Source organism: Escherichia sp. MOD1-EC5950 (genome assembly GCF_002965345.1).
GTDB classification, from domain to species: domain Bacteria; phylum Pseudomonadota; class Gammaproteobacteria; order Enterobacterales; family Enterobacteriaceae; genus Escherichia; species Escherichia marmotae.
This window is the reverse complement of the sequence record NZ_PTSR01000004.1, coordinates 55,505-74,262: the sequence shown is the minus strand read 5'-3', so window position 1 is coordinate 74,262 and position 18,758 is coordinate 55,505. Positions and strand designations below refer to the sequence as shown.

Here is an 18,758-nt window from a genome sequence, read left to right as displayed (position 1 = left end):
TTTAATACAATATTATCAGAGAATAGTTTTGCCCGTGTTCGACGCCACAATAGGAGATATTGAAAAACTGATGGTATGCCACCTTGGATAGGCCTCATATAAAACAGAGCTATATATCTTACATAAACATGCCCCTATTCTGACTTTCAACAGAACAACAGGGGCACTTAACAAGCCGATATTCCTTTAGTTGGCTTTCCAACCATTACTGGTCTTAACAAGAGAGATAAGACTTTCAGCAGGTTCAGTCATTCCCCTAACGCCACCGAATGCGCTTTTATCCACCCACGAAGGAACATCAGCCAGCCTCCACGTATACGACACGCGAACAATCTTCATGCCACTTGCATCGGCTTCTGTCCATTCTTTAATTTCAGCTACGGCACGATGACCGATACAGACACCATCCTTGCGATCCCAGAACTCAACCTCTTGTCCCTTATCCGTTACTTCCAGAACATCAACATTGCTAAAACCGTTAGACTCCTGCGAAACATCAAACAGCCCTTGTTCAGACAGGCCGTTTAAGATTTCATCATTTTCATTGTATCCGGCAGATCGATAACCACGATTGACCCGAACAGGAAAACCTTTATTAAACACACGATCATTGTCCTGTAATGAATAGCACACCTTAGATTTTGATATCTTCGCGTTAATCGCCTTTTCAAAATCACCTTTCTCACCACATCCCGCCAGTGCCAGAGCTGCGCCAGCAACGAGTAAAATCTTCTTCATCTGCTTATCCATCCTGATAATCAAAGTGCCTAAATTTTTGACCTAATCCGGTCAGGGCTAGAGTTGTTGCGGGATCCGGCTGATATCACATCGCAAAACCACCGCTTAACCAATTGATAGGATTCAATTCTTTTAACGTCTCGTCATATCGTTTAAAACGATCAAAAACGACCACATGATAGCTTGCAACTATCATAAATAGATATTCGATCGATGTTAACAATTAATCACCGATCGATATCGCGCTTTCAATCGCTATAATCTATCGATAACTCATTATCGATCTTTTATATCGATTATAATTTCAAGTTCTGATAGCCTTGCAACGCCGAGACCGACGCCATGAGTTTGGTGCTGTAGGACGTATAAAACGAAGCAAAGCTCTGTGAGCGGGTTCAGTCTATTTAACTCATTTACATGGAGGAAGTAAGAGTGGAAGCAACAGGTATCGTATTTTTAGTGGTGCTCTTCGTCATTATCATGACCGTAGCAGATATACAGAAGAAAAAGCACTACAACAGCTTTACGGAAGTTCTGGACGGCGACATTCTTTCGTATGAATGCCAACAGACAGGTATTGTTATTGATACACAAAAACATACTGTCCGTATTTTCAATAAAGATAAAGACAGCACATATACTTTTGATGAAATCCGGGAAATAAATTATACGCTTTCAGACGGTGGTAAGTTTTACGGCAATGGAACATTACGAGGTATGAATAATGCGGCTATTGCTAACTGGAGAGAACAACTTTCAGCTAATAAACGGTCTGGCCTAAATATTTTAACCGATGATATTAAAAACCCCATGTGGAAAGTTAATGTTCCCCTGAAAAATAAAAGCACCTCAAATCACGAACTTTGCGAGCGGTGGATGCTGGTATTTAAAAAGTATGTTTTCTGAGTCTCACCTTTCATCTAATTATGGAACAAAATGAAAAAATTATTACTTGCTATTTTTATCATATTACCACTTGGTGGCTGTACCGTTCATGGTAATAAATCCCTAACTGATGAAAATCATCAGACGGTTAAAGTTAAAATCGTCAAGGGAAAAACAACCCAACAAGAAATTCTTGCTGCCTTTGGAGAGCCTCAGACACGCGCTACGAATGATGGACAGGAGATGTGGAACTACTCAAGTATGACGGGAGAAAGCCAGCTATCTAACTACATACCGGGCCTTGCTCTGTTGACCAATAGCAGCACGGCACACATTAAATCACTGGATATCTGGTTTAAGGGTGATGTTGTGGAACGTTATGATTTTCGTCTTACTGCAAGTAAGAGTTCACGCGGCTTGATGGATTAACCAACATTAATTATTGGAAACAATAATGCTGAGATTACTTCATACAGCATTATTGTTTATTTAAAATCCACCAAATGAATTTACAGATAGGTAAGATTCTCCTGTTTGTGAAGAATGGCGTCTTATCCGTGTAATTATTTCATCAAATCTCATTCCACCACTCAAGAATAAATATAAATGGCTATAATCTAATAATAATAAAGGGGTTCGACTACCCGATGATTCAGTTATGGCAACAGAGGAATAACCTGATACAGAAATCATTACAGCCATCGTGTTATCAGCCATTTTACTCACTTTAGCTTTTAATGAGTCGATGTCGATGGCGTCAGCCTGTGTTTTCTGAAATTTTAATTCAACAAGGTACGTAGTGCCATCAATAGTTATGGCTCCATCTACTTGCCTACCATTAGTTTTATATGGTTTTTTACAGACAATTTCACAGTAGTCTACAAGTTTAAAAAACCACTTTTCAAATGCGTAGCCACCATTTTGAGTTCCTATTTCATTATGCAAACACTCAAATTCATTCTTTAATTTCATCAAATCCGTCTCAGAGCGTTTTATTTCAGTTCTCTCTTTTTCTGCTCGTGCTCTGAACTCTTGTTTTTCTTTTTCAGTCTGATGTTCTTCATTTTGTTTTGTTATATAGTTTTTTAAATCTTTTATGGCATCAGTTGCAGATTGAATCATTTGTAGAGAATCTTCCCAGCCTTTTAAATCAGGAAAAGAAGTCTGTTCAGAAAGATTAACTGCCATATGGCAGATAACATTTTTTCCTTTTGCACTACTTTGTAATTTAGGGAACAAACGATCTAAAAAATTTCTTTTTGATTCATCTTCTCTCCAAGTTGAAATGAAGCTTTCAGAAATATGCGACGATAACAAAAATTTTTTGAGTGCGGGTTTACGCCAAAAGGATCTTAAAAGCGCTTCGTAGACAAGTGTAATTAATACTGGTGTTGCGTTAATGTTCAATTCAATGTCCTTACTGGTTGACTACGCGCTCATAAAACACTTGCTACGTTGGTGTTAAAGTTGGGAATTTTACCATAGTCGACATAGGGTTGATCAGGAGATAACACAAAAAAGTGAGCAAACATACACCATATCCTTTCACCACAATGCTAACTGTTGCCTGTACCTATTCATGTAAGATTTTCCCGCCAATACATAGCTCCGCAGGCTCAGCTATTCTGATACTACCAATACGTATGGGCAGCTCGCTATCTTGCTGGCACAACTTCTTAATGTATTGCCACTCCGCTTTTTCAGACTCCATGTGAGCAGCGAGCGAATCAAAAGCACCGTCGGCTACGACGATGGTAGGTTCTTCATCTGTTTCATTATTATCCGATTCTGTTTCAGGCACCTCGGTCAGTTCGTCTTCCAGTCCAGCCACACTCGCTTTCAGCGCATCAAGACTACTGGCGGCGTCTCTTGGCGCATAGAAGAACAGCCCGCTAATGAAGATGGCTTCCATAACCTCTCTCAATGAAAACGAGGTATCGCCATAAACGAAGCAACTGTGCTTGGAACTCTTCACACCCGATACGTTTTTCTTCAGCAAACCGTCTTTCGGTGAAGTCATCAATGTCTGTTTGCTATAGAGGATTACAGGCAGATTCTTTATCTCGTGAACATCACCACTGATGCTCCAGCGTTCTTTATCACCTTTAATGTAGCCAGAAGCCTCACAGCCACTTTCAATTTCAAATTCATCGGTCAGAACGCGTTCCCGGTTTAAATAGTCAGAAAAATCCTCTCCATCCTGCATCTCCTGACGTTTATAAGCGCGGTAAACCATGCTACGACGATCAATCCCAATCCATTCAATATCCCATGTCGTTGGCCCGGACGGTTTTCTTACCTCATCTATATAAGCACCAACATCTCTGTCCAGATAAGCCGCTAACAAAGCCTTCCACGGTTCTATTGCCAGAAAGATACTTGCCAGCGTTGTTCCTTCTTCAATCAGAACGGTATGGTGGAAGAAACGGAGAAGAAAGAACGGATCGGTATCGGCTATGACGTTCTGGATGGATAGCAATGGAACGGCAGCGGTTTCATCGTAATCGGACTGAAACCGTAGTATTGCATCGGAACAAAAAATTAACTGACCTTCCATAGCTCATCCTCCTCCTGTAGTTATCAGACTGAATATTTTATCAGATTATAGGTTGTTATCGCATTTTGATTTTTACTGATTCATATTCGTTGATGTGATCCTTAAAAGTGCTTATCGCTTTTGGCAATGACCTGTTAAGTAAACCATTAACTTCCTGTGATGCTTTTCCGTTTCTGACGACCACGATATATCCAAGAGTCAGATCTTGTCTTATCATTGGATTCAATGGTTCTATACCTATGCTAATCCCTGTATTTTTGTATTTAGCAACCGGATACCCAACTGAACTATGGATAACAATACTACCGCTATCTGCAAGCCTTGATAACATTCTGTCGCTGTATATCGTTTTTCTTAAATCCTCTAAAATAGGGATATAGTGTTTATCCATGTTTCCTGTCAAAGCTGTAGGCAAGTAGATTTTTGTTTTTATTTTTCGCATGATATTTTTCCTGTTATTGTTTTTATTTAATACCATGCAACTAATAATAATATCAAAAATATTTATTATATTTTATAGGTGTTTTATAACATCTGTGATTTTATAGTTTCTTCACTCATCTGTGTGAGTTCTGAAACCAGACGAATATAAATATTTTTCAACCTGTCTTTATCACAACGACTTACAGACTCTGATAACAGATAATGACTATAATTATTGACACAAATGTTGTTGCCGTTTTCAATAGTTAATTTCAATCCAAGTTCTGTATCTTCTACTTTTTTATAATACAGATCATAAATGGTGTTTTATCATGTGGATGGAAGAGTGTGATCATTTTGATATTGTTCATTGTATTTTCCTTTTATTATTTTATTACTACTTAATACTCTATCGTAAGCGTAAAAATCAAATATATCTGTGTTTTCTTCATGCTTTTACTTATTATTTTTAAACTACTTTTTGAAAAAATCTTTATCTCTGTGCTGACGCACGGCTACGCCCTGACGCTGATATTTTTATTTTATTCATCTCCTGTCTTTTAAATAAAAAGAAAAGTATTCGATCATTGTTTGATCTCTTTTCCTCATGATGCTGAATTTAGATCCTATGTTTAAACATAGTTTTTCCCTTTAGACATATAGCATTTGCTCTTAAACGTATAGGAAAACTATATCCTTGATAGCAGCACTTCGTGATTGTTGCGAACAATCACTCTGCTGAACAGGGCTTGCCCCTGTTAATATTGGATTTATCCAAAAAAGATCGCGTCGTAGACGCATATAAAGTTAAAGTAAAATTAATCAAGCAGTCCCGATAGTAGCAGCAGTTCGTGATTGTATACAACAATCACTTCGCTGTAATTACATAGTAGGAAAAATAACACAGATGACACCACTGGTGCCATTTTGATAAGGCACCAATCAACTAAAAAGAAGAACTATTTCCAATATTATATTCTTTAAAATGTCATCCAAAGCTTCGCTATTTGAATAATGAAGAAGAAAACTGCTCTCAAGCCAGCTATAGCTTAAAACAAAGTACGCACTCTCGGGAGTTAAAGTCCCGAATTCCGGTACTTAAGTTGATAACTATTATCAAATAAAAATAATAAAGTGTTATTTGCATATATTCTGTAGCACTACAAGTTTTATACGTAAAAACATCAAGTGTTAGTTATTTTAAAAAATATAAACTTTAAGTATTGACTTGCACGCAAAATATAGTATTTACTTAAATGTATAACTAAAAAAATAAAGGAGTAAATACCATGATAGAAAATAAGATACAAACGGAAGTAAAGAAATCAAGAAGAGGTCTACCTCGCCATGTAAAAAACCCATTCCTTAATGATACAAATATACATACAAAAACAGGTATCAGACGTATCACAACAGGAAAAGACCGCTTAGCCGTAGTAAATGAAAATACAGGAGAACAGGTTGGGCATGGTGGTTTCTTTCAGTCAATGGAAGTAGACAAGACACAGTTCGTGAAGCTTTATGTGGATGGCGTATCAGCTATTGAGGGTTTATCCTCATCCGGTAAGAAAGTATTTAAGATACTGTATCTTGCTATTAGAGACAATAAAGATACAGATACGATATTAATGTCATTCGATATTGTTGATCAAGAGATTGTAAAAATATCAAGAACGACATATTTCAAAGGGATGAAAGAACTTGCTGACAAGAAATTTATTGCTGAGACCATGATACAGAACTATTATTTTATTAATCCAGACTATATGTTTAATGGTGATCGTTTAACTTTCATGAAAACTTATTACTTGAAGGGCAAAAAGAAAACAGCGAATAATAAAAATTAATTACCAACGGGAAAACAGGTTAAAAAATCGCCGTAATAAACCACGATTACATTAAAGGTATTTTCTTGCCAAGAGAGAAACATCACTAATTTGACACCTGAACCATATCTCGTAATATAAATATATCAACCATTTTATTTACGAGGTATTTCTTATGAGAAAAGTAAAAACAGACAACAGTGATTTAATCGAATACATAAATACAATCAAAGAACTAAAAAACCATATTTCGATAGAAGAATACAGAAATGAATATCGCAAACTGCGTTCTGATGATATTCCATTGGTTAAGGCTCAGAAATTTAAATCTGCACATACCGAACTTCGCAGACTTGAAAAGAAGAGGGAATCTCTTATTGAATACTTTATTGATGAGTTAAATCCCATCAGCAGTTCAAAAGCTAACACATCAGCGAGATCAACTGGTAATCTCGATTTATTTAACGAACGCGTGTTATACCGTAAGGCCATTTCAGAAAAAAGTGATGAAGAAATAGTTGCCTTGGTCATAAAACAACGCACAGAAGCCACTATGGAGTTCCAGCGTTCAATTGAGCATAGTCTTGAGCAACTGTCTCGTATCTCGTCAGAGTTCGAACCATCAAGCCAGAAACGCAGGAAAATGTCTATTTAAAACGACTCTATGCTATTCGTGTGAAATAGGATGCTTTAGATTGCTTAAACGATAATGTTTACTATATTATTTACTGACTGTTTTTTTTGATTTTTTCCAACAGCACCGTAAGCATTATTTTTATTAATCGCCCATTTAAAAACACCGGATGACATACTATGAGTGAAGCTATTAAGGCACTGAACAATATTCGTACACTTCGCGCACAGGCTCGTGAAACAGATCTGGTAACTCTGGAAGAGATGCTGGAAAAACTCTCTGCTGTTGTTGAAGATCGCCGTGAGGAAGAAAATTCAGCCCGTAAAGAACAAGAAGAACGTCAGGCTAAACTTGAAGCCTTCCGCCAGAAATTGTTAGAAGACGGTATCGATCCTACAGAACTACTCGCTTCAGTTGGTTCATCCCAGCCTAAAACCAAATCAACTCGTGCTCCTCGTCCAGCTAAATACAAATATACAGATGAAAACGGTAATGAGCAGACTTGGACGGGTCAGGGCCGTACTCCTAAAGCAATCGCCGCTGCTATCGAAGCTGGTAAAACGCTGGAAGACTTCGCGATCTAATCACTACAGCATATCCGGGCTTCACTTGGTCTCAAGATAACAGGCCCGGAAAATATTCGGTTATTCATCCAAGACTATCCCAGTCTGGCAGGTTGTTAATGACCTTTCGCCACCAATGATACGCAGCCATAAGAACACCAAAACAAATACCTGCTACTACGCTTGAGACAAATGCAGTGCCCGGTTGCATCCCTGTATCCTTCCAAGTAAAAAACCACATACAGATCCCCCATGCCGGACCAAACCATCCGCCCATCAACAAAGTGATTTGCCAGAAAGAGGCAAAAGGTAGTGGTGGTATCTTGAGTCCTGCTCTCCATGCGAGGTGTAGCATAGGAGGGGCATAATTACTTCGCCACATCTTCTTGCTTTCCATGATGGCAATAGCGTGTTTCTTTTTAGCTTCAAAGCCCATACAGTTCCCTCCAGATCCACCTTTACTCATCTATCTATTGATAAAAAGCCACAATAGACACTAATGATTATCAATTCCATGCATGTAAGTCAAAAATAACTCAAATAGTCATTTCTTTAGATCTTCTGGCGAAACCCGGTCACATGCCATTTTCTCAAGTAATCTTTTCATTTTCAACTTATGCGCTTTTTTCTCACCAATCTCCTGATAGTATTCTTCACGACGTTCGTTGACCACACTCCTGAACTTTTTCAAAAGCTGTTCAAGTGTTTTCATATCTGTTGTTGCGGCTTCTGCTTGGATTTTTTTATACATATACATCACATGAAATTCATCGATCTTTTTTTTGCTCCTTTGATAGACAAATAATATTTGTTATCAGCCCCAAGAAGGGGCCGATAGACCTCAGAACATATCAACATATTGATTCCGCCAGAACCGTGTAGTGCATTTTAGCTAATGCCTGCTTAACCTCTTTAAAGTCAACTTCAGATAGTTTTTCAGCAGCGTTCTTTTTCCATGCTTTTTTCAGAAGATGCTTCTCAGCATTCCTCATCGCCAAATCGATTAGCTTACAGACAAACTCATGATCCATTACATGCGTTATAATCATATTACTGGTTGTTTTATCCTTTGAGTTAAAAAGCTCCGCATAGATATGCAAGGACACAACATAAAAGATTTCAGTAGTTTTATTTTTAAATGTATTCATTGGCTTTTCCTTTTGGTTAATATTAAAAATGAAATGCTGTAGTATTAGCGATATACACACTTATAGATAATCCAAAGCTGACGAAGGTGTTGTTTTACCTTACTGTGGCTTACTTCTCCATAAATCCGATTCCTTTTGCCTTCTTCGGTGTCATCATAAAAATGATATCTCGTTTTTTTAATGATACTTTCCATAATGTCATTCATCTTGTATTTGTTGTTGAGAAAATAATAAAAATCATCTGGTGCATTCCTCCGCAATCCGTCCATATAGTTCCTGAAATAACATTCGGCTTGTTCAATAAACTTTTTTGTCGTAATAAGTTCTATCTTCATATTTTTCTCCATTATTGTTTAGGACAATAAGATTCCCTGTGCGAACAGTTATCTGTTCGACACGAGATCTTGTTTCTTTTTTTATGCAGCGTTCTGGCGTGAGTTTCGAATAGTCGCTTCAATCCATTCATCAATCTCACTTTCAATGAATGCCACTGCTCTTATCCCTGTTTTCACCTGTGATGGAAACCGCCCAGCCTTAATCAGTTCGTAAATCCACGTTTTACCAAATCCGGTGCGTTTTATTACTTCGGGCAAACGGATAAACGTTGTCTTTGCTTTTATTTCTCTTTTAACCATATTTATCTCCTGTGTTATTCGATGGAGATAATTGTAGGGAGATCGCTTGTGAAAAACTAGGTTGGTTCACCAGCCCTGAACCGGAGGGATGTTCAGGACCAGTGAATACAGGGGATGTTTATAAGAAATGAATACAGGGGAAGTTCAGTGTTAGTGGATGTCCCTTGTTTTCTTTTTTGTTTCTGGTTTGTCATTCATTGCGATGACATCAAGAATAGGCGAGTTTTTCACCAGATTGTTTTTTATGAAAAAATCATTCAGTGACTTGAAATAATTGTCATTGCTTAAAAAACCGTGGGCAAGCGGATAATCAGTGTCTTTGATTTGCTCGCTACCTCTGGCATAACGTATATCAGGGTGTAGGATACCAGCCAATACAGGGTATTTGATTTTCTGGTTGTTGAGCTGTTCCCAAGCGATGAGGTCCATCAGAGGGATAATCTTGTAATCGAGTATCTTCTGGAATGTTTTATGACCAAACCGGAAATCTTTTTCCGGTGGCTTAGGCACTTTCAGGTGCTTTTGCCACTGACTGATAAGCACTTTCAGGTGTTCAGCCAGATCGTCACTGCTGGCTTCTTCCAAGTCAATTTCAATCAGCATCTTGTTCGCAGGGTTCAGACCACCCTGTTTCAGGTATTCAGATATGTAATCCGAACTCACTGAAACATTTTCTTCTGGAGGCATATTCTCCAGCCGATACATTGCCCGTCCATAGTTAAACAGTGAATTCCTTGTCATTGGCCTGACAGCATAGCTATGAGCCAGCATGTGGCTCTCAGAGATCCATTTATCCTCCAGCAAGACCCTACCAGAGTGGATCATCGCATCATGGTGAATAACGGCATTACGATGCTTATCGTCCAGTGTTTCCCATTGCTGTCTGGCTTTATAGACAAACATGCGCCTTTCCAGTTCTGAATAAATTTGTTCCAGAGTGAGGTCTTTCAACGCATCATAGCGACTAGCATCAAACCATTTGCTTAGTGCTTCCACTATCTCTGCGACATGCATTCTTTTTGTCATTCTTTTCCCTAAAAATGTTGATATTCATTACATTGACGTTAACGCATCCGGCAGCATAGAGAAAGGGAATAATGATAACTGGCGGTCTCAGCATTGGTCATAGAGTGTTCTTCTGTCTTTCGTTATCTTTCCGGAGGTAAACATATCGGGTAATAGCGTTAATCTGTTGAATCAGCGATTGAAGATTTGTAGCAGAACAGGGAGATCGTTCAGTGAGATTCAGTGAAGCGTGTTGTCATAGCTAATTGATAGTAATTGACTTTATGGTGATATAGCATTAAAGATGCTGGTAAATATGATGGTAAAAATAGACGCCATTTTTTGAAAGCCACTAACAGCAGGAGATACAGATGAAGTTCGAGTCCAGTCAGAGGAGCCAAATTTCTGAAAAGCCCGCTTTGATAGCGGGCTTTTTGTTATATCTGATAATCAATTACCTCTTCACTATTTTCCATCACCTGCCGCTTAATATCCTCAACCGACAATCCAGCGTTACACAGTTCCAGAAAGTGCCAGACGTAGTTACGCTGCAGTTGCCCTCGTTTCAGCCCCAACCAGACAGTATTGGCATCGAAAAGATGGCGAGTATCCAGACGAATTAAATTCTCTTCCTCTTGTTCACCGCTGGATTGTTCGGCTACTAATCCGATTCCCAGCCCAAGAGCGACGTAGGTTTTGATGACATCAGAATCCTGGGCGCTCAATACAATATCTGCCAGCAAACCTTTGCGGGTAAATGCATCATCAATACGCGAGCGGCCTGTAATCCCCTGCCGGTAAGTGATCAACGGCCACTTCGCTATTGATTCCAGCGTTAATGGCGTAATTTTTGTTAAAGGATGATTAACAGGAACAAGCAAACTATGATGCCAACGAAACCAGGGGAAGGCGACGAGTTGGAGGTCATTGCTCAAACGCTCACTGGCTATGCCAATATCAGCGCCGCCATTTTGTAGCAATGTGGCAATTTCCTGTGGCGTTCCCTGGATAAGCTCGAGTCGCACTTCCGGGAAAAGTTCGCGAAAGACTTTAATGACATCCGGCAAGCTGTAGCGAGCCTGAGTATGCGTCGTTGCGATAGTGAGTACGCCAGACGTATCGTTGGTAAACAGCTCGGCAAGCCGACGAACATTACTGGCTTCATTCAGAATACGTTCTGCAATAACCAGTAACGCTTTGCCCGGTTCAGTCATGCCAAGAAGCCGTTTGCCCCGACGAATGAATATTTCTATACCAAGTTCATCCTCCAGCTCTCGAATATGACGGCTGACACCAGACTGTGAGGTAAAGAGCATATTCGCGACCTCTGTCAGATTGTAATCCTGACGGGCAGCCTCGCGGATTATCTTTAGCTGTTGGAAATTCACGGTAAACTCCGGGCATATCAGACATCCACTATTGTTAGAGTCTAATGCCCGGCATAACAAATAATAAAAACCTGCATCTTATTCCATTCGGATATAACGTTTAGCTCACCAATTGCCATTGTCTTTTTTCCATGGCTGGATTACTAATCACTGACAACAGAAGCTCTTTCACTGCCTGCGCCTGTGGCGATAAATTCGATCTGGCGGGTAAATTTAATGACAATGAGAGACTCATTGAAGGTGTGGTAATACGTGACATCCAACCGTTAACAGCGTCACATAACGAACGCGCGGCCGATTCCGGCAATACTGCAACGCCCATACCGCTGGCAATCGCGGCGGTAAGTGTGGCGATAGACTCAATTTCACCGATAACTTTAGCTGTGAGTCGCCGTAGGGAAAAAGCCTCATCGACACGAAGTCTTACTGCACTGTAATCGCCGGGAAGGAAGAGGTTCATTTGCGCTATAGCATTAACATCAACGCTTTGCCCAGGACAATCCTGAGTACCGACAAGAAACAGATCTTCTTTTAACAAGGCCTGGCTGGATACGCCTGATACAGGGGAATGCTCGTAAATCACCGCCATATCAAGCTGACGATTAATAAGTTTATCGTTAAGAACAGCACCACTATTTTCATGTAGATAGATAACCACCTCTGGAAATTCGGCGCGAACCGCCTGTAATAAGGGCATGGTGATAGATGACGCGGCGATCCCAGGCGCAAAGCCAATCGAAACTTGACCCGATAATGTCTGTCCTACGTTATGTACCGCCAGTTGGGCCTGTTCACACTGACGTAAAATTGCCCGCGCATGGGTGTAGAGAATTTTTCCGGCGTCTGTCGGTGTAACGCCTCGTTTTGTGCGAATCAAAAGTTGTTGATTCAGCTCTCCTTCCAGCGTAGCAACCTGCTGACTGAGCGCAGGCTGTGCTATATGCAATACTTCAGCAGCCTGGGTCAGGCTACCAATGTCTACAATTTTTACGAAGTATTTCAGGCGTCTAAAGTTCATGGTGCCTCCGGTTTTTTAAAAGTCAGCCCAAGTGCCGACATTACTACAACCAGATTGCAAGATACTTGCCAGTTTCATTTTTCCGCTGGTACTAAAGCTAATAGCCTGTCAAATAAGAGATTATGATTGTTTTGCCCTTGCTCTTTTTTACAGAACAAATGTCCCATGCCCCATGAAAGGGTGATATGCACCACGATGGAACATGATTAAAAAGATTGAAAGTTCATCGCTTTGTTGAAATTGGCAGCAAACGAACAAAAAAATGCATTTCCCCCTTTGACATCCCCAGGCCTCGCCATTAATATTCGCCCCGTTCTCACGATTCCTCTGTAGTTCAGTCGGTAGAACGGCGGACTGTTAATCCGTATGTCACTGGTTCGAGTCCAGTCAGAGGAGCCAAATTTTGAAAAGCCCGCTTTTAACGCGGGCTTTTTGCTATTCACTCGGCAGTTATTTTAAAACCTCTGCCTTGCGCCAGGATTAATTTGCACAGGCATTCCCGAGCGACGTTGCAACGCAGCATTTGCACGGTTTACATCAACTTCTTGCCCGTTGATAAACGCCCGCAAAGAAGGCGTTACCGGCAATGGCACTTTTCTGTCAGACTCATATTCTGCTCGATTGCGCGACAGCGGTTCATGAACTTCCAGCCACTTTGAACCATCCGGTTCAGTTGTGTATTTCACAGGCTGATCAATAATTTGCACACGCGTGCCTACCGGAACATTATCAAACAGATACTTGATATCGTCATTACGCAGACGAATACAGCCCTGACTCACCCGTAGGCCAATACCAAAATTGGCATTAGTACCGTGGATGGCATATAACCTGCCGATATAAATAGCGTACAACCCCATAGGATTATCGGGCCCGGCAGGGACAAACGCGGGCAGACTCTCCCCACGTTTCGCATATTCGCGGCGAGTGTTGGGAGTTGGCGTCCAGGTTGGCGCTTCTTGTTTTCGTTCAACGGCAGTCACCCAGTTACGCGGGGTTTCACGCCCGGCCTGACCGATCCCGATAGGAAAAACTTCTACAGTGTTACTGTCTGGCGGATAGTAATAAAGACGCATCTCAGCAACGTTAACGACTATCCCTTTACGTATAGTGTCGGGCAAAATCAGTTGCTGCGGAATGGTGAGTTGCGAGCCAGACTTCGGCAAGAAAACGTCAACGCCTGGATTCGCTTCCAACATATTACTCAGCCCTTGCCCGTACTGCGCAGCAAAAGTTTCAAGCGGCTGGATATTGCGATCGGGAACCGTAACCGTAAGAGACTGCCCCACTAAACGGCTACCCTCTGGAGGTAGTGGATAAGTTACCGCCAGACTATGATGGCTGGCAAAAAGCAGAACAAATGAACAAAGAATATTTACACGACGCATCATATCCCTTTCCTAAGTCGCGAAAGTTATCCAATAAGTATAGCTTTTGTCAGGCTTTCCGTTTTTAGCTGTTCAATCCAGAAGTTGTATTTCCGGGTAGAACAATATTACTGGCAGCAAGTTCGCCCATGCTGCTGTATATCGCACAAGCTGCTTCAACGATGGGCATCGCCAGTGCCGCGCCACTCCCCTCACCTAAGCGCATTTCCATATTGAGATAAGGCTCCATTCCCAAATGCGCCAGCGCAATACGCGCCCCTTTTTCTGCCGATAAGTGAGAAGGAATAAGATAAGGTTTAATAGCGGGTGACATCTGGCAGGCCGCAAGCGCGGCGGCATAAGATAGAAATCCATCCAGCAATACAGGTAAACCACAGGAGGCGGCACCTAACATCACGCCAGCCATTCCGACCAAATCAAACCCACCGACTTTTGCCAGTACATCAACACCATCCAGTGGATTCGGTTGATTCAACGTAATTGCCCGACGGACAACATTCACTTTATTAGCCAGTTTATCTGTTGGCAGGTTTGCACCAATACCCACCACAACTTCAGGATCATGTCCCGTCATAGCGCTAACTATCGCCGCTGCCGGAGTCGTGTTTGCCATCCCCAGTTCGCCCACACCAAACAGCGTTACGCCATTTTTCGCCAGTTCACGCGTATAACGGATGGTTTCCAGAAGCAACTCTTCAGCCTGGCAGCGGCTCATTGCCGGGCCTGAGGCGATGTTGCCACTACCTCGGGCGACACGCATGTTGATAAGTCCGGGGATTGGCTCTGCAGTATCTATCCCCACATCAATCACATGAACTTTAGCACCCGCTTGTGCTGCCAGCACACACACGCCTGTTGTTCCGCGTGTCATATTTTCAGCCTGAATGGCTGTCACCGCTTTCGGGGAAATAGCGACCCCCTCATCCCAGACGCCGTGATCGGCACACATGACCAGTACTGCTTTTTTGCCCACATGAGGTGTGCCATTCAGCCCCGGCATTCCCGCCAGTTGTATGGCAAGCGACTCCAGTCTTCCCAGACTACCGACGGGTTTTAGTAACCCGTCAATATACCGTTGTACGCGCGACATAGCGGCAGAATCGATAGCAGGGATTGTATTCAGTAAATCGACGAGTGTTTGCATGTCACTTCTCCTGGGTTATCTGTCTTACAGCAGCGCCAGCAGGAAAACCAGTTCACCAAGTTCAATGGCCGCTCCCAGCGTATCGCCGGTCTGCCCACCCAGAGTACGTTTGAGAAGCTGACCGAGGATGAAAATCACCACCATCGTCACCACCATAGCAGCAACACCGTGCATACCTGGCAATAATACGGCTGCAAAAATAACGGCTAAACCGAGGGTGACACAGGTTTGTCGTCCATCGATTTTACCAATAAACACATTGCCAAGCCCTTCTTCCCTGGCATAACGATGACGATACATTAATAACGCAGCGGCTCCGCGGCTGACCGCACACGCTGCTGCCAGAGATGCAAGGATCGGCTCACCACGTAATGCCAGCTCGCTTAACACCAGAATCTTTGCCAGCACAACAAAAATCAGTGCCAGACCGCCGTGGGTTCCTAAACGACTATCACGCATGATTTCCAACATGCGATCGCGGCTACGAGCAGAAAATACGCCATCACAGGTATCTGCAAGCCCATCCAGGTGGAATCCTCCGGTCATCAGCGCCAGAACCAGCACACTAAACAATGCCGCCAGCGGCACACCACACCATGCCTGCAACACCATGAAGACCAGTCCGCTAATAGCACCAAGTAATAAACCAATTAAAGGAAAAGTAATAATACCGCGAGAATAATGCTCAAAATCCAGCCCCTGGGACCAACGATGCGGTACAGGCAGACGCGTAATAAAAGAGAGCATCGCCCAAAATAATTTACTCATTTGATTTTTACTCCAATACCCGAAACCACCAGCCATACTTCATCTGCCGCAGCGGCCAGTTGCTGATTCACTCGCCCGGCAATATCACGAAAATGTCGCGCCAGGCGATTCTCCGGCACAATCCCCATTCCCACTTCATTGGTGACTACTACGACTTTTGCAGGGCAACATAGACAGGCGGCAATCAACGACTGAATCTCGTCATTAATCGCCAGCTCCAGCGCCATATAGTCCCATTCGTCAGGGTCTTTATCGCCGCCATATTCAAACAACAGATTAGTCACCATTGTCGTAATGCATTCCAGCAACACGGCGTGTTGCGGATTAATGTCCGCATTAATTAACTCATCAAGCTGTTGCCAGCGTTCCACTGTACGCCAGTGCACCGGGCGGCCTTGTCGATGATGCTCAATTCGTGCCGCCATCTCATCGTCAAGGATTTGCGAAGTGGCGATATACAGAACCTGTGGAGAATTCCCAATAAGCGCCTCAGCGTGCCGACTTTTCCCGCTCCGTGCTCCACCCGTCACTAAAATCATCATACGGACTCCTGATTCAATTGTATGATGGTATTCATTGACCAGAACAATGGATACACCACCGTGCTGACCGTAATAACATTCCCTCGATTAATACTGCGCGTAATAAAAATAAAAATCCAGTATTCTCAATTCATTACGAATGAGGACGGCATTGTGAGATAGTCTGATTTCCCTGTGAAAACGCCCGACAAAATGCGTCATTAGCAACAGATTCTCTCCATCGACACGTCTCATTCAGATAATGGATTAATGCTACTGCTCCACCGGTCGGACCGGCCAACAAACGGGCATTGTGCTCTGCAATTAAGATTACCGTCGCACCATCAGGATGAGAAAAGCTTTCTGGTATGGATGCCCCGTTTTCAGCAATCAATAACAGCACTGAATAATCGCTATATGCATCTGACAACGATTGTACTGGCCCTCCGTTAAAAGGCAGAAAACCTTGATGCCAGTCCTCACCAACAAAACAGGTCATTGGCAACATTTCAGCCAGATGTTTAGCCAATTCAATATCGCCAGTGGAGAGGCAAAAAAGTGCTATCGATTCGGGTTTCATCGTTTTCATACCCTCCGTCCTCCGCTTGGTTTCCTGCAATGACGGTCAGGTTGATATACCATGAAAAAAGATTGCTGCGCCTTGAGTGCAGCCCTGATGCCTGTCGGCACTACGATGAATAAACTAAATGATGCCGCCATCCCCTGATCCTTTCAGGGTGGTAGGGGTATAAAGACGCGTCAGTGCTCAAGCAGACGCTTCCGGGCAACCCACTTCCCACCGAAGTTGTTGGTATTGACTGGCAGGCTGGTCTTCTGGCTTAGCGTCATCCTCCCCCACCCTTCCCAATCTCGCGATCAGTGGTATTTTCGGGGTTGTCAGCATTACAGCAGCGGGGGCTGCGAGGGATTTACACCCACTTCCCAGGCACAAATGTGCCAAACCTGTCAGCGTATGTTATGAGCTGATTTCACTTTTCCCATAACACGTAAATAACGTTAATTATTACTGTCGGAATCTATTTAGTCATCCCTCATTTTTTACATTCAATTTATGCTGTTTCCGCTGCTGTATTTTCGCTAATTTGCTGACGATATACCTGCGGTGTTACCTGATACGTCTGACGAAAAACTTTGCAAAAATAACTGGTTTGCGAAAAGCCTAAATTACGCGCAATGCTGGCGATGCTCCAGTCACTATGGCACAGCAACTCGCGGGCGCTGGCCATCCGTTGTTGGTTTACCCACGCATTAAAACCAATCCCATGATATTTCTTGAACAATTTACTGAAGTAATAAGGGCTGAGATAAACATGGGAGGCAACATCTTCCAGGCGCAAATCGTCTGATAAATGCGCATCAATATAGCGTAATGCTTTTTTCATTTTGTTATCGTGGGGATTAGGCGTGCGAGTCTGACGTAGCGGATCCGAATAAGGTTTATTCTCTTTAATAACAACAAAATTGAGTTGTTTTTTGAGGCAGTTTTCCACAATTAACTTCAACAGATCAGCAGAAGCCATAACTCGCGAGTAATCCATCTCCGGGACTTTGCGAAATTCATTAAGTAACTCGGGATCTGCCTGCCAACAATCATCGACATTCAGAATATCGACTAAATCGACATCATCATTACGCAGGCGGACTTGTCCACACAATACAAAGCCGACTAAATGCCCGGCAATCACCAGAGGGATAGAAAAATCGGTTAATCCTGCATGGCAACGATAAATACAAGGTTGATCGGATTTAGAGGCTTCCAGCCCCCCACAACGATCGCTCATGCGGCAGCGTGTGCTAAGCTGAGGATGTCGCCGCATCATCTGACAAAATGAGGTGAAGTTAAACAGCTCGGAAATTTCATCACCGTGGATATTAACCACGACAACCGCAAGGCTGGTCGCCTGCGCAAAATCCTGCGCGATTTTATTAATGAGTTCTGAATTAAGTGTCGCCGCAGAAATCATGATAAAACCTCCCAGTTAATTTATTGTTATAGTAAAACAATTGTTTTACATTTAATCTTCACATCATCCCTAATGATTTACTGACGAGAAGCACAAAGGACAATAACAAAAGCCTCCGTGAGGCGGGAGACT

At 42.3% G+C, this 18,758-nt stretch carries 23 protein-coding genes, 1 tRNA gene, 1 pseudogene and 1 riboswitch; of the genes and pseudogenes, 6 read left to right on the top strand and 19 right to left on the bottom strand.

Going from position 1 to position 18,758, the window contains the following annotated elements:
* Positions 1 to 186: 186 nt before the first annotated feature.
* Positions 187 to 738, bottom strand: a complete 552-nt coding sequence (locus tag BEA93_RS07100) for a lipoprotein (protein WP_105225193.1) — start codon at positions 736 to 738, stop codon at positions 187 to 189.
* A gap of 432 nt (positions 739 to 1,170) precedes the next feature.
* Here BEA93_RS07100 and BEA93_RS07095 point away from each other — a divergent pair, with 432 nt between their 5' ends.
* Entirely contained in the window at positions 1,171 to 1,644 is a 474-nt protein-coding gene (locus tag BEA93_RS07095) for a DUF4755 domain-containing protein (protein ID WP_021580836.1), read from the top strand.
* Between the two features lie 30 nt (positions 1,645 to 1,674).
* A complete protein-coding gene (locus BEA93_RS07090; protein WP_105225192.1) occupies positions 1,675 to 2,052 on the top strand; it encodes a hypothetical protein in 378 nt (125 codons plus the stop codon).
* Positions 2,053 to 2,112: 60 nt separating this feature from the next.
* Here BEA93_RS07090 and BEA93_RS07085 read toward each other — a convergent pair whose 3' ends face one another.
* From BEA93_RS07085 to BEA93_RS26205, 4 genes and pseudogenes are all read right to left on the bottom strand, one after another.
* Positions 2,113 to 3,030 (bottom strand): hypothetical protein, encoded by a 918-nt coding sequence (locus BEA93_RS07085; RefSeq protein ID WP_201797533.1) that lies wholly within the window; start codon positions 3,028 to 3,030, stop codon positions 2,113 to 2,115.
* A gap of 166 nt (positions 3,031 to 3,196) precedes the next feature.
* A complete protein-coding gene (locus BEA93_RS07080; RefSeq protein WP_105225190.1) occupies positions 3,197 to 4,180 on the bottom strand; it encodes a hypothetical protein in 984 nt (327 codons plus the stop codon).
* Between the two features lie 55 nt (positions 4,181 to 4,235).
* A complete protein-coding gene (locus tag BEA93_RS07075; RefSeq protein ID WP_105225189.1) occupies positions 4,236 to 4,622 on the bottom strand; it encodes a hypothetical protein in 387 nt (128 codons plus the stop codon).
* Positions 4,623 to 4,705: 83 nt separating this feature from the next.
* A pseudogene (locus tag BEA93_RS26205) lies at positions 4,706 to 4,974 on the bottom strand (hypothetical protein).
* Positions 4,975 to 5,892: 918 nt separating this feature from the next.
* Here BEA93_RS26205 and BEA93_RS07070 point away from each other — a divergent pair.
* The 3 genes from BEA93_RS07070 (at position 5,893) to BEA93_RS07060 (ending at position 7,647) form a co-directional block, all read left to right on the top strand.
* Positions 5,893 to 6,450 (top strand): replication/maintenance protein RepL, encoded by a 558-nt coding sequence (locus tag BEA93_RS07070; protein WP_001764630.1) that lies wholly within the window; start codon positions 5,893 to 5,895, stop codon positions 6,448 to 6,450.
* A gap of 154 nt (positions 6,451 to 6,604) precedes the next feature.
* A complete protein-coding gene (locus tag BEA93_RS07065; protein WP_105224915.1) occupies positions 6,605 to 7,084 on the top strand; it encodes a DUF4756 family protein in 480 nt (159 codons plus the stop codon).
* 158 nt (positions 7,085 to 7,242) lie between these two features.
* Positions 7,243 to 7,647, top strand: coding sequence for an H-NS family histone-like protein (locus BEA93_RS07060; protein ID WP_105224916.1), 405 nt, complete (start codon positions 7,243 to 7,245; stop codon positions 7,645 to 7,647).
* 64 nt (positions 7,648 to 7,711) lie between these two features.
* On the opposite strand, the gene BEA93_RS07055 is transcribed toward BEA93_RS07060, so the two are convergent.
* From BEA93_RS07055 to nac, 8 genes are all read right to left on the bottom strand, one after another.
* Entirely contained in the window at positions 7,712 to 8,062 is a 351-nt protein-coding gene (locus tag BEA93_RS07055; protein ID WP_105224917.1) for a DUF6404 family protein, read from the bottom strand.
* Between the two features lie 108 nt (positions 8,063 to 8,170).
* Positions 8,171 to 8,383, bottom strand: coding sequence for an H-NS family histone-like protein (locus tag BEA93_RS07050; protein WP_105224918.1), 213 nt, complete (start codon positions 8,381 to 8,383; stop codon positions 8,171 to 8,173).
* A gap of 94 nt (positions 8,384 to 8,477) precedes the next feature.
* Complete coding sequence (locus BEA93_RS07045) at positions 8,478 to 8,774, bottom strand: hypothetical protein (RefSeq protein ID WP_105224919.1); 297 nt, start codon at positions 8,772 to 8,774, stop codon at positions 8,478 to 8,480.
* 44 nt (positions 8,775 to 8,818) lie between these two features.
* Positions 8,819 to 9,109, bottom strand: coding sequence for a hypothetical protein (locus tag BEA93_RS07040; protein ID WP_105224920.1), 291 nt, complete (start codon positions 9,107 to 9,109; stop codon positions 8,819 to 8,821).
* A gap of 81 nt (positions 9,110 to 9,190) precedes the next feature.
* Positions 9,191 to 9,409 (bottom strand): helix-turn-helix transcriptional regulator, encoded by a 219-nt coding sequence (locus BEA93_RS07035; protein ID WP_000240779.1) that lies wholly within the window; start codon positions 9,407 to 9,409, stop codon positions 9,191 to 9,193.
* Positions 9,410 to 9,559: 150 nt separating this feature from the next.
* Entirely contained in the window at positions 9,560 to 10,435 is an 876-nt protein-coding gene (locus BEA93_RS07030; RefSeq protein ID WP_105224921.1) for a DUF6387 family protein, read from the bottom strand.
* 416 nt (positions 10,436 to 10,851) lie between these two features.
* Complete coding sequence (gene cbl, locus BEA93_RS07025; protein WP_001010989.1) at positions 10,852 to 11,802, bottom strand: HTH-type transcriptional regulator Cbl; 951 nt, start codon at positions 11,800 to 11,802, stop codon at positions 10,852 to 10,854.
* Positions 11,803 to 11,902: 100 nt separating this feature from the next.
* Positions 11,903 to 12,820 (bottom strand): nitrogen assimilation transcriptional regulator NAC, encoded by a 918-nt coding sequence (gene nac / locus BEA93_RS07020; RefSeq protein ID WP_001011486.1) that lies wholly within the window; start codon positions 12,818 to 12,820, stop codon positions 11,903 to 11,905.
* Positions 12,821 to 13,143: 323 nt separating this feature from the next.
* On the opposite strand from nac, the gene BEA93_RS07015 reads away from it, so the two are divergent.
* A tRNA-Asn gene (locus BEA93_RS07015) sits at positions 13,144 to 13,219 on the top strand.
* Between the two features lie 56 nt (positions 13,220 to 13,275).
* Here the strand turns inward: BEA93_RS07015 and ldtA are convergent.
* The 6 genes from ldtA to pocR all read right to left on the bottom strand — a co-directional run bounded on the left by ldtA (position 13,276) and on the right by pocR (position 18,626).
* Positions 13,276 to 14,211 (bottom strand): L,D-transpeptidase, encoded by a 936-nt coding sequence (gene ldtA, locus BEA93_RS07010; RefSeq protein WP_000986354.1) that lies wholly within the window; start codon positions 14,209 to 14,211, stop codon positions 13,276 to 13,278.
* A 61-nt stretch (positions 14,212 to 14,272) separates the two neighbouring features.
* Positions 14,273 to 15,352, bottom strand: coding sequence for a nicotinate-nucleotide--dimethylbenzimidazole phosphoribosyltransferase (gene cobT, locus BEA93_RS07005; protein WP_001194240.1), 1,080 nt, complete (start codon positions 15,350 to 15,352; stop codon positions 14,273 to 14,275).
* 24 nt (positions 15,353 to 15,376) lie between these two features.
* A complete protein-coding gene (cobS, locus tag BEA93_RS07000; RefSeq protein ID WP_001516588.1) occupies positions 15,377 to 16,120 on the bottom strand; it encodes an adenosylcobinamide-GDP ribazoletransferase in 744 nt (247 codons plus the stop codon).
* Complete coding sequence (gene cobU / locus BEA93_RS06995) at positions 16,117 to 16,662, bottom strand: bifunctional adenosylcobinamide kinase/adenosylcobinamide-phosphate guanylyltransferase (protein WP_000973182.1); 546 nt, start codon at positions 16,660 to 16,662, stop codon at positions 16,117 to 16,119. Before cobU ends, cobS begins: the two co-directional genes overlap by 4 nt.
* A 133-nt stretch (positions 16,663 to 16,795) precedes the next feature.
* Entirely contained in the window at positions 16,796 to 17,230 is a 435-nt protein-coding gene (locus BEA93_RS06990) for a cobalamin biosynthesis protein (RefSeq protein ID WP_105224922.1), read from the bottom strand.
* Positions 17,231 to 17,448: 218 nt separating this feature from the next.
* A riboswitch (cobalamin riboswitch) is annotated at positions 17,449 to 17,623 on the bottom strand.
* 88 nt (positions 17,624 to 17,711) lie between these two features.
* Complete coding sequence (gene pocR / locus BEA93_RS06985; RefSeq protein ID WP_000622053.1) at positions 17,712 to 18,626, bottom strand: transcriptional regulator PocR; 915 nt, start codon at positions 18,624 to 18,626, stop codon at positions 17,712 to 17,714.
* Positions 18,627 to 18,758 lie beyond the last annotated feature (132 nt).

Excerpts from the sequence above, each read along its gene's own strand:
- cobU (WP_000973182.1), bottom strand. The coding sequence starts at position 16,662 with ATGATGATTTTAGTGACGGGTGGAGCACGGAGCGGGAAAAGTCGGCAC.
- BEA93_RS07070 (WP_001764630.1), top strand. The coding sequence starts at position 5,893 with ATGATAGAAAATAAGATACAAACGGAAGTAAAGAAATCAAGAAGAGGT.
- BEA93_RS07050 (WP_105224918.1), bottom strand. The coding sequence starts at position 8,383 with ATGTATATGTATAAAAAAATCCAAGCAGAAGCCGCAACAACAGATATG.
- BEA93_RS07080 (WP_105225190.1), bottom strand. The coding sequence starts at position 4,180 with ATGGAAGGTCAGTTAATTTTTTGTTCCGATGCAATACTACGGTTTCAG.
- pocR (WP_000622053.1), bottom strand. The coding sequence starts at position 18,626 with ATGATTTCTGCGGCGACACTTAATTCAGAACTCATTAATAAAATCGCG.
- nac (WP_001011486.1), bottom strand. The coding sequence starts at position 12,820 with ATGAACTTTAGACGCCTGAAATACTTCGTAAAAATTGTAGACATTGGT.
- BEA93_RS07045 (WP_105224919.1), bottom strand. The coding sequence starts at position 8,774 with ATGAATACATTTAAAAATAAAACTACTGAAATCTTTTATGTTGTGTCC.
- BEA93_RS07100 (WP_105225193.1), bottom strand. The coding sequence starts at position 738 with ATGAAGAAGATTTTACTCGTTGCTGGCGCAGCTCTGGCACTGGCGGGA.
- BEA93_RS07055 (WP_105224917.1), bottom strand. The coding sequence starts at position 8,062 with ATGGGCTTTGAAGCTAAAAAGAAACACGCTATTGCCATCATGGAAAGC.
- cobT (WP_001194240.1), bottom strand. The coding sequence starts at position 15,352 with ATGCAAACACTCGTCGATTTACTGAATACAATCCCTGCTATCGATTCT.
- BEA93_RS07075 (WP_105225189.1), bottom strand. The coding sequence starts at position 4,622 with ATGCGAAAAATAAAAACAAAAATCTACTTGCCTACAGCTTTGACAGGA.
- BEA93_RS07040 (WP_105224920.1), bottom strand. The coding sequence starts at position 9,109 with ATGAAGATAGAACTTATTACGACAAAAAAGTTTATTGAACAAGCCGAA.
- BEA93_RS07065 (WP_105224915.1), top strand. The coding sequence starts at position 6,605 with ATGAGAAAAGTAAAAACAGACAACAGTGATTTAATCGAATACATAAAT.
- BEA93_RS07090 (WP_105225192.1), top strand. The coding sequence starts at position 1,675 with ATGAAAAAATTATTACTTGCTATTTTTATCATATTACCACTTGGTGGC.
- BEA93_RS07060 (WP_105224916.1), top strand. The coding sequence starts at position 7,243 with ATGAGTGAAGCTATTAAGGCACTGAACAATATTCGTACACTTCGCGCA.
- BEA93_RS07035 (WP_000240779.1), bottom strand. The coding sequence starts at position 9,409 with ATGGTTAAAAGAGAAATAAAAGCAAAGACAACGTTTATCCGTTTGCCC.
- cobS (WP_001516588.1), bottom strand. The coding sequence starts at position 16,120 with ATGAGTAAATTATTTTGGGCGATGCTCTCTTTTATTACGCGTCTGCCT.
- BEA93_RS07030 (WP_105224921.1), bottom strand. The coding sequence starts at position 10,435 with ATGACAAAAAGAATGCATGTCGCAGAGATAGTGGAAGCACTAAGCAAA.
- BEA93_RS06990 (WP_105224922.1), bottom strand. The coding sequence starts at position 17,230 with ATGAAAACGATGAAACCCGAATCGATAGCACTTTTTTGCCTCTCCACT.
- ldtA (WP_000986354.1), bottom strand. The coding sequence starts at position 14,211 with ATGATGCGTCGTGTAAATATTCTTTGTTCATTTGTTCTGCTTTTTGCC.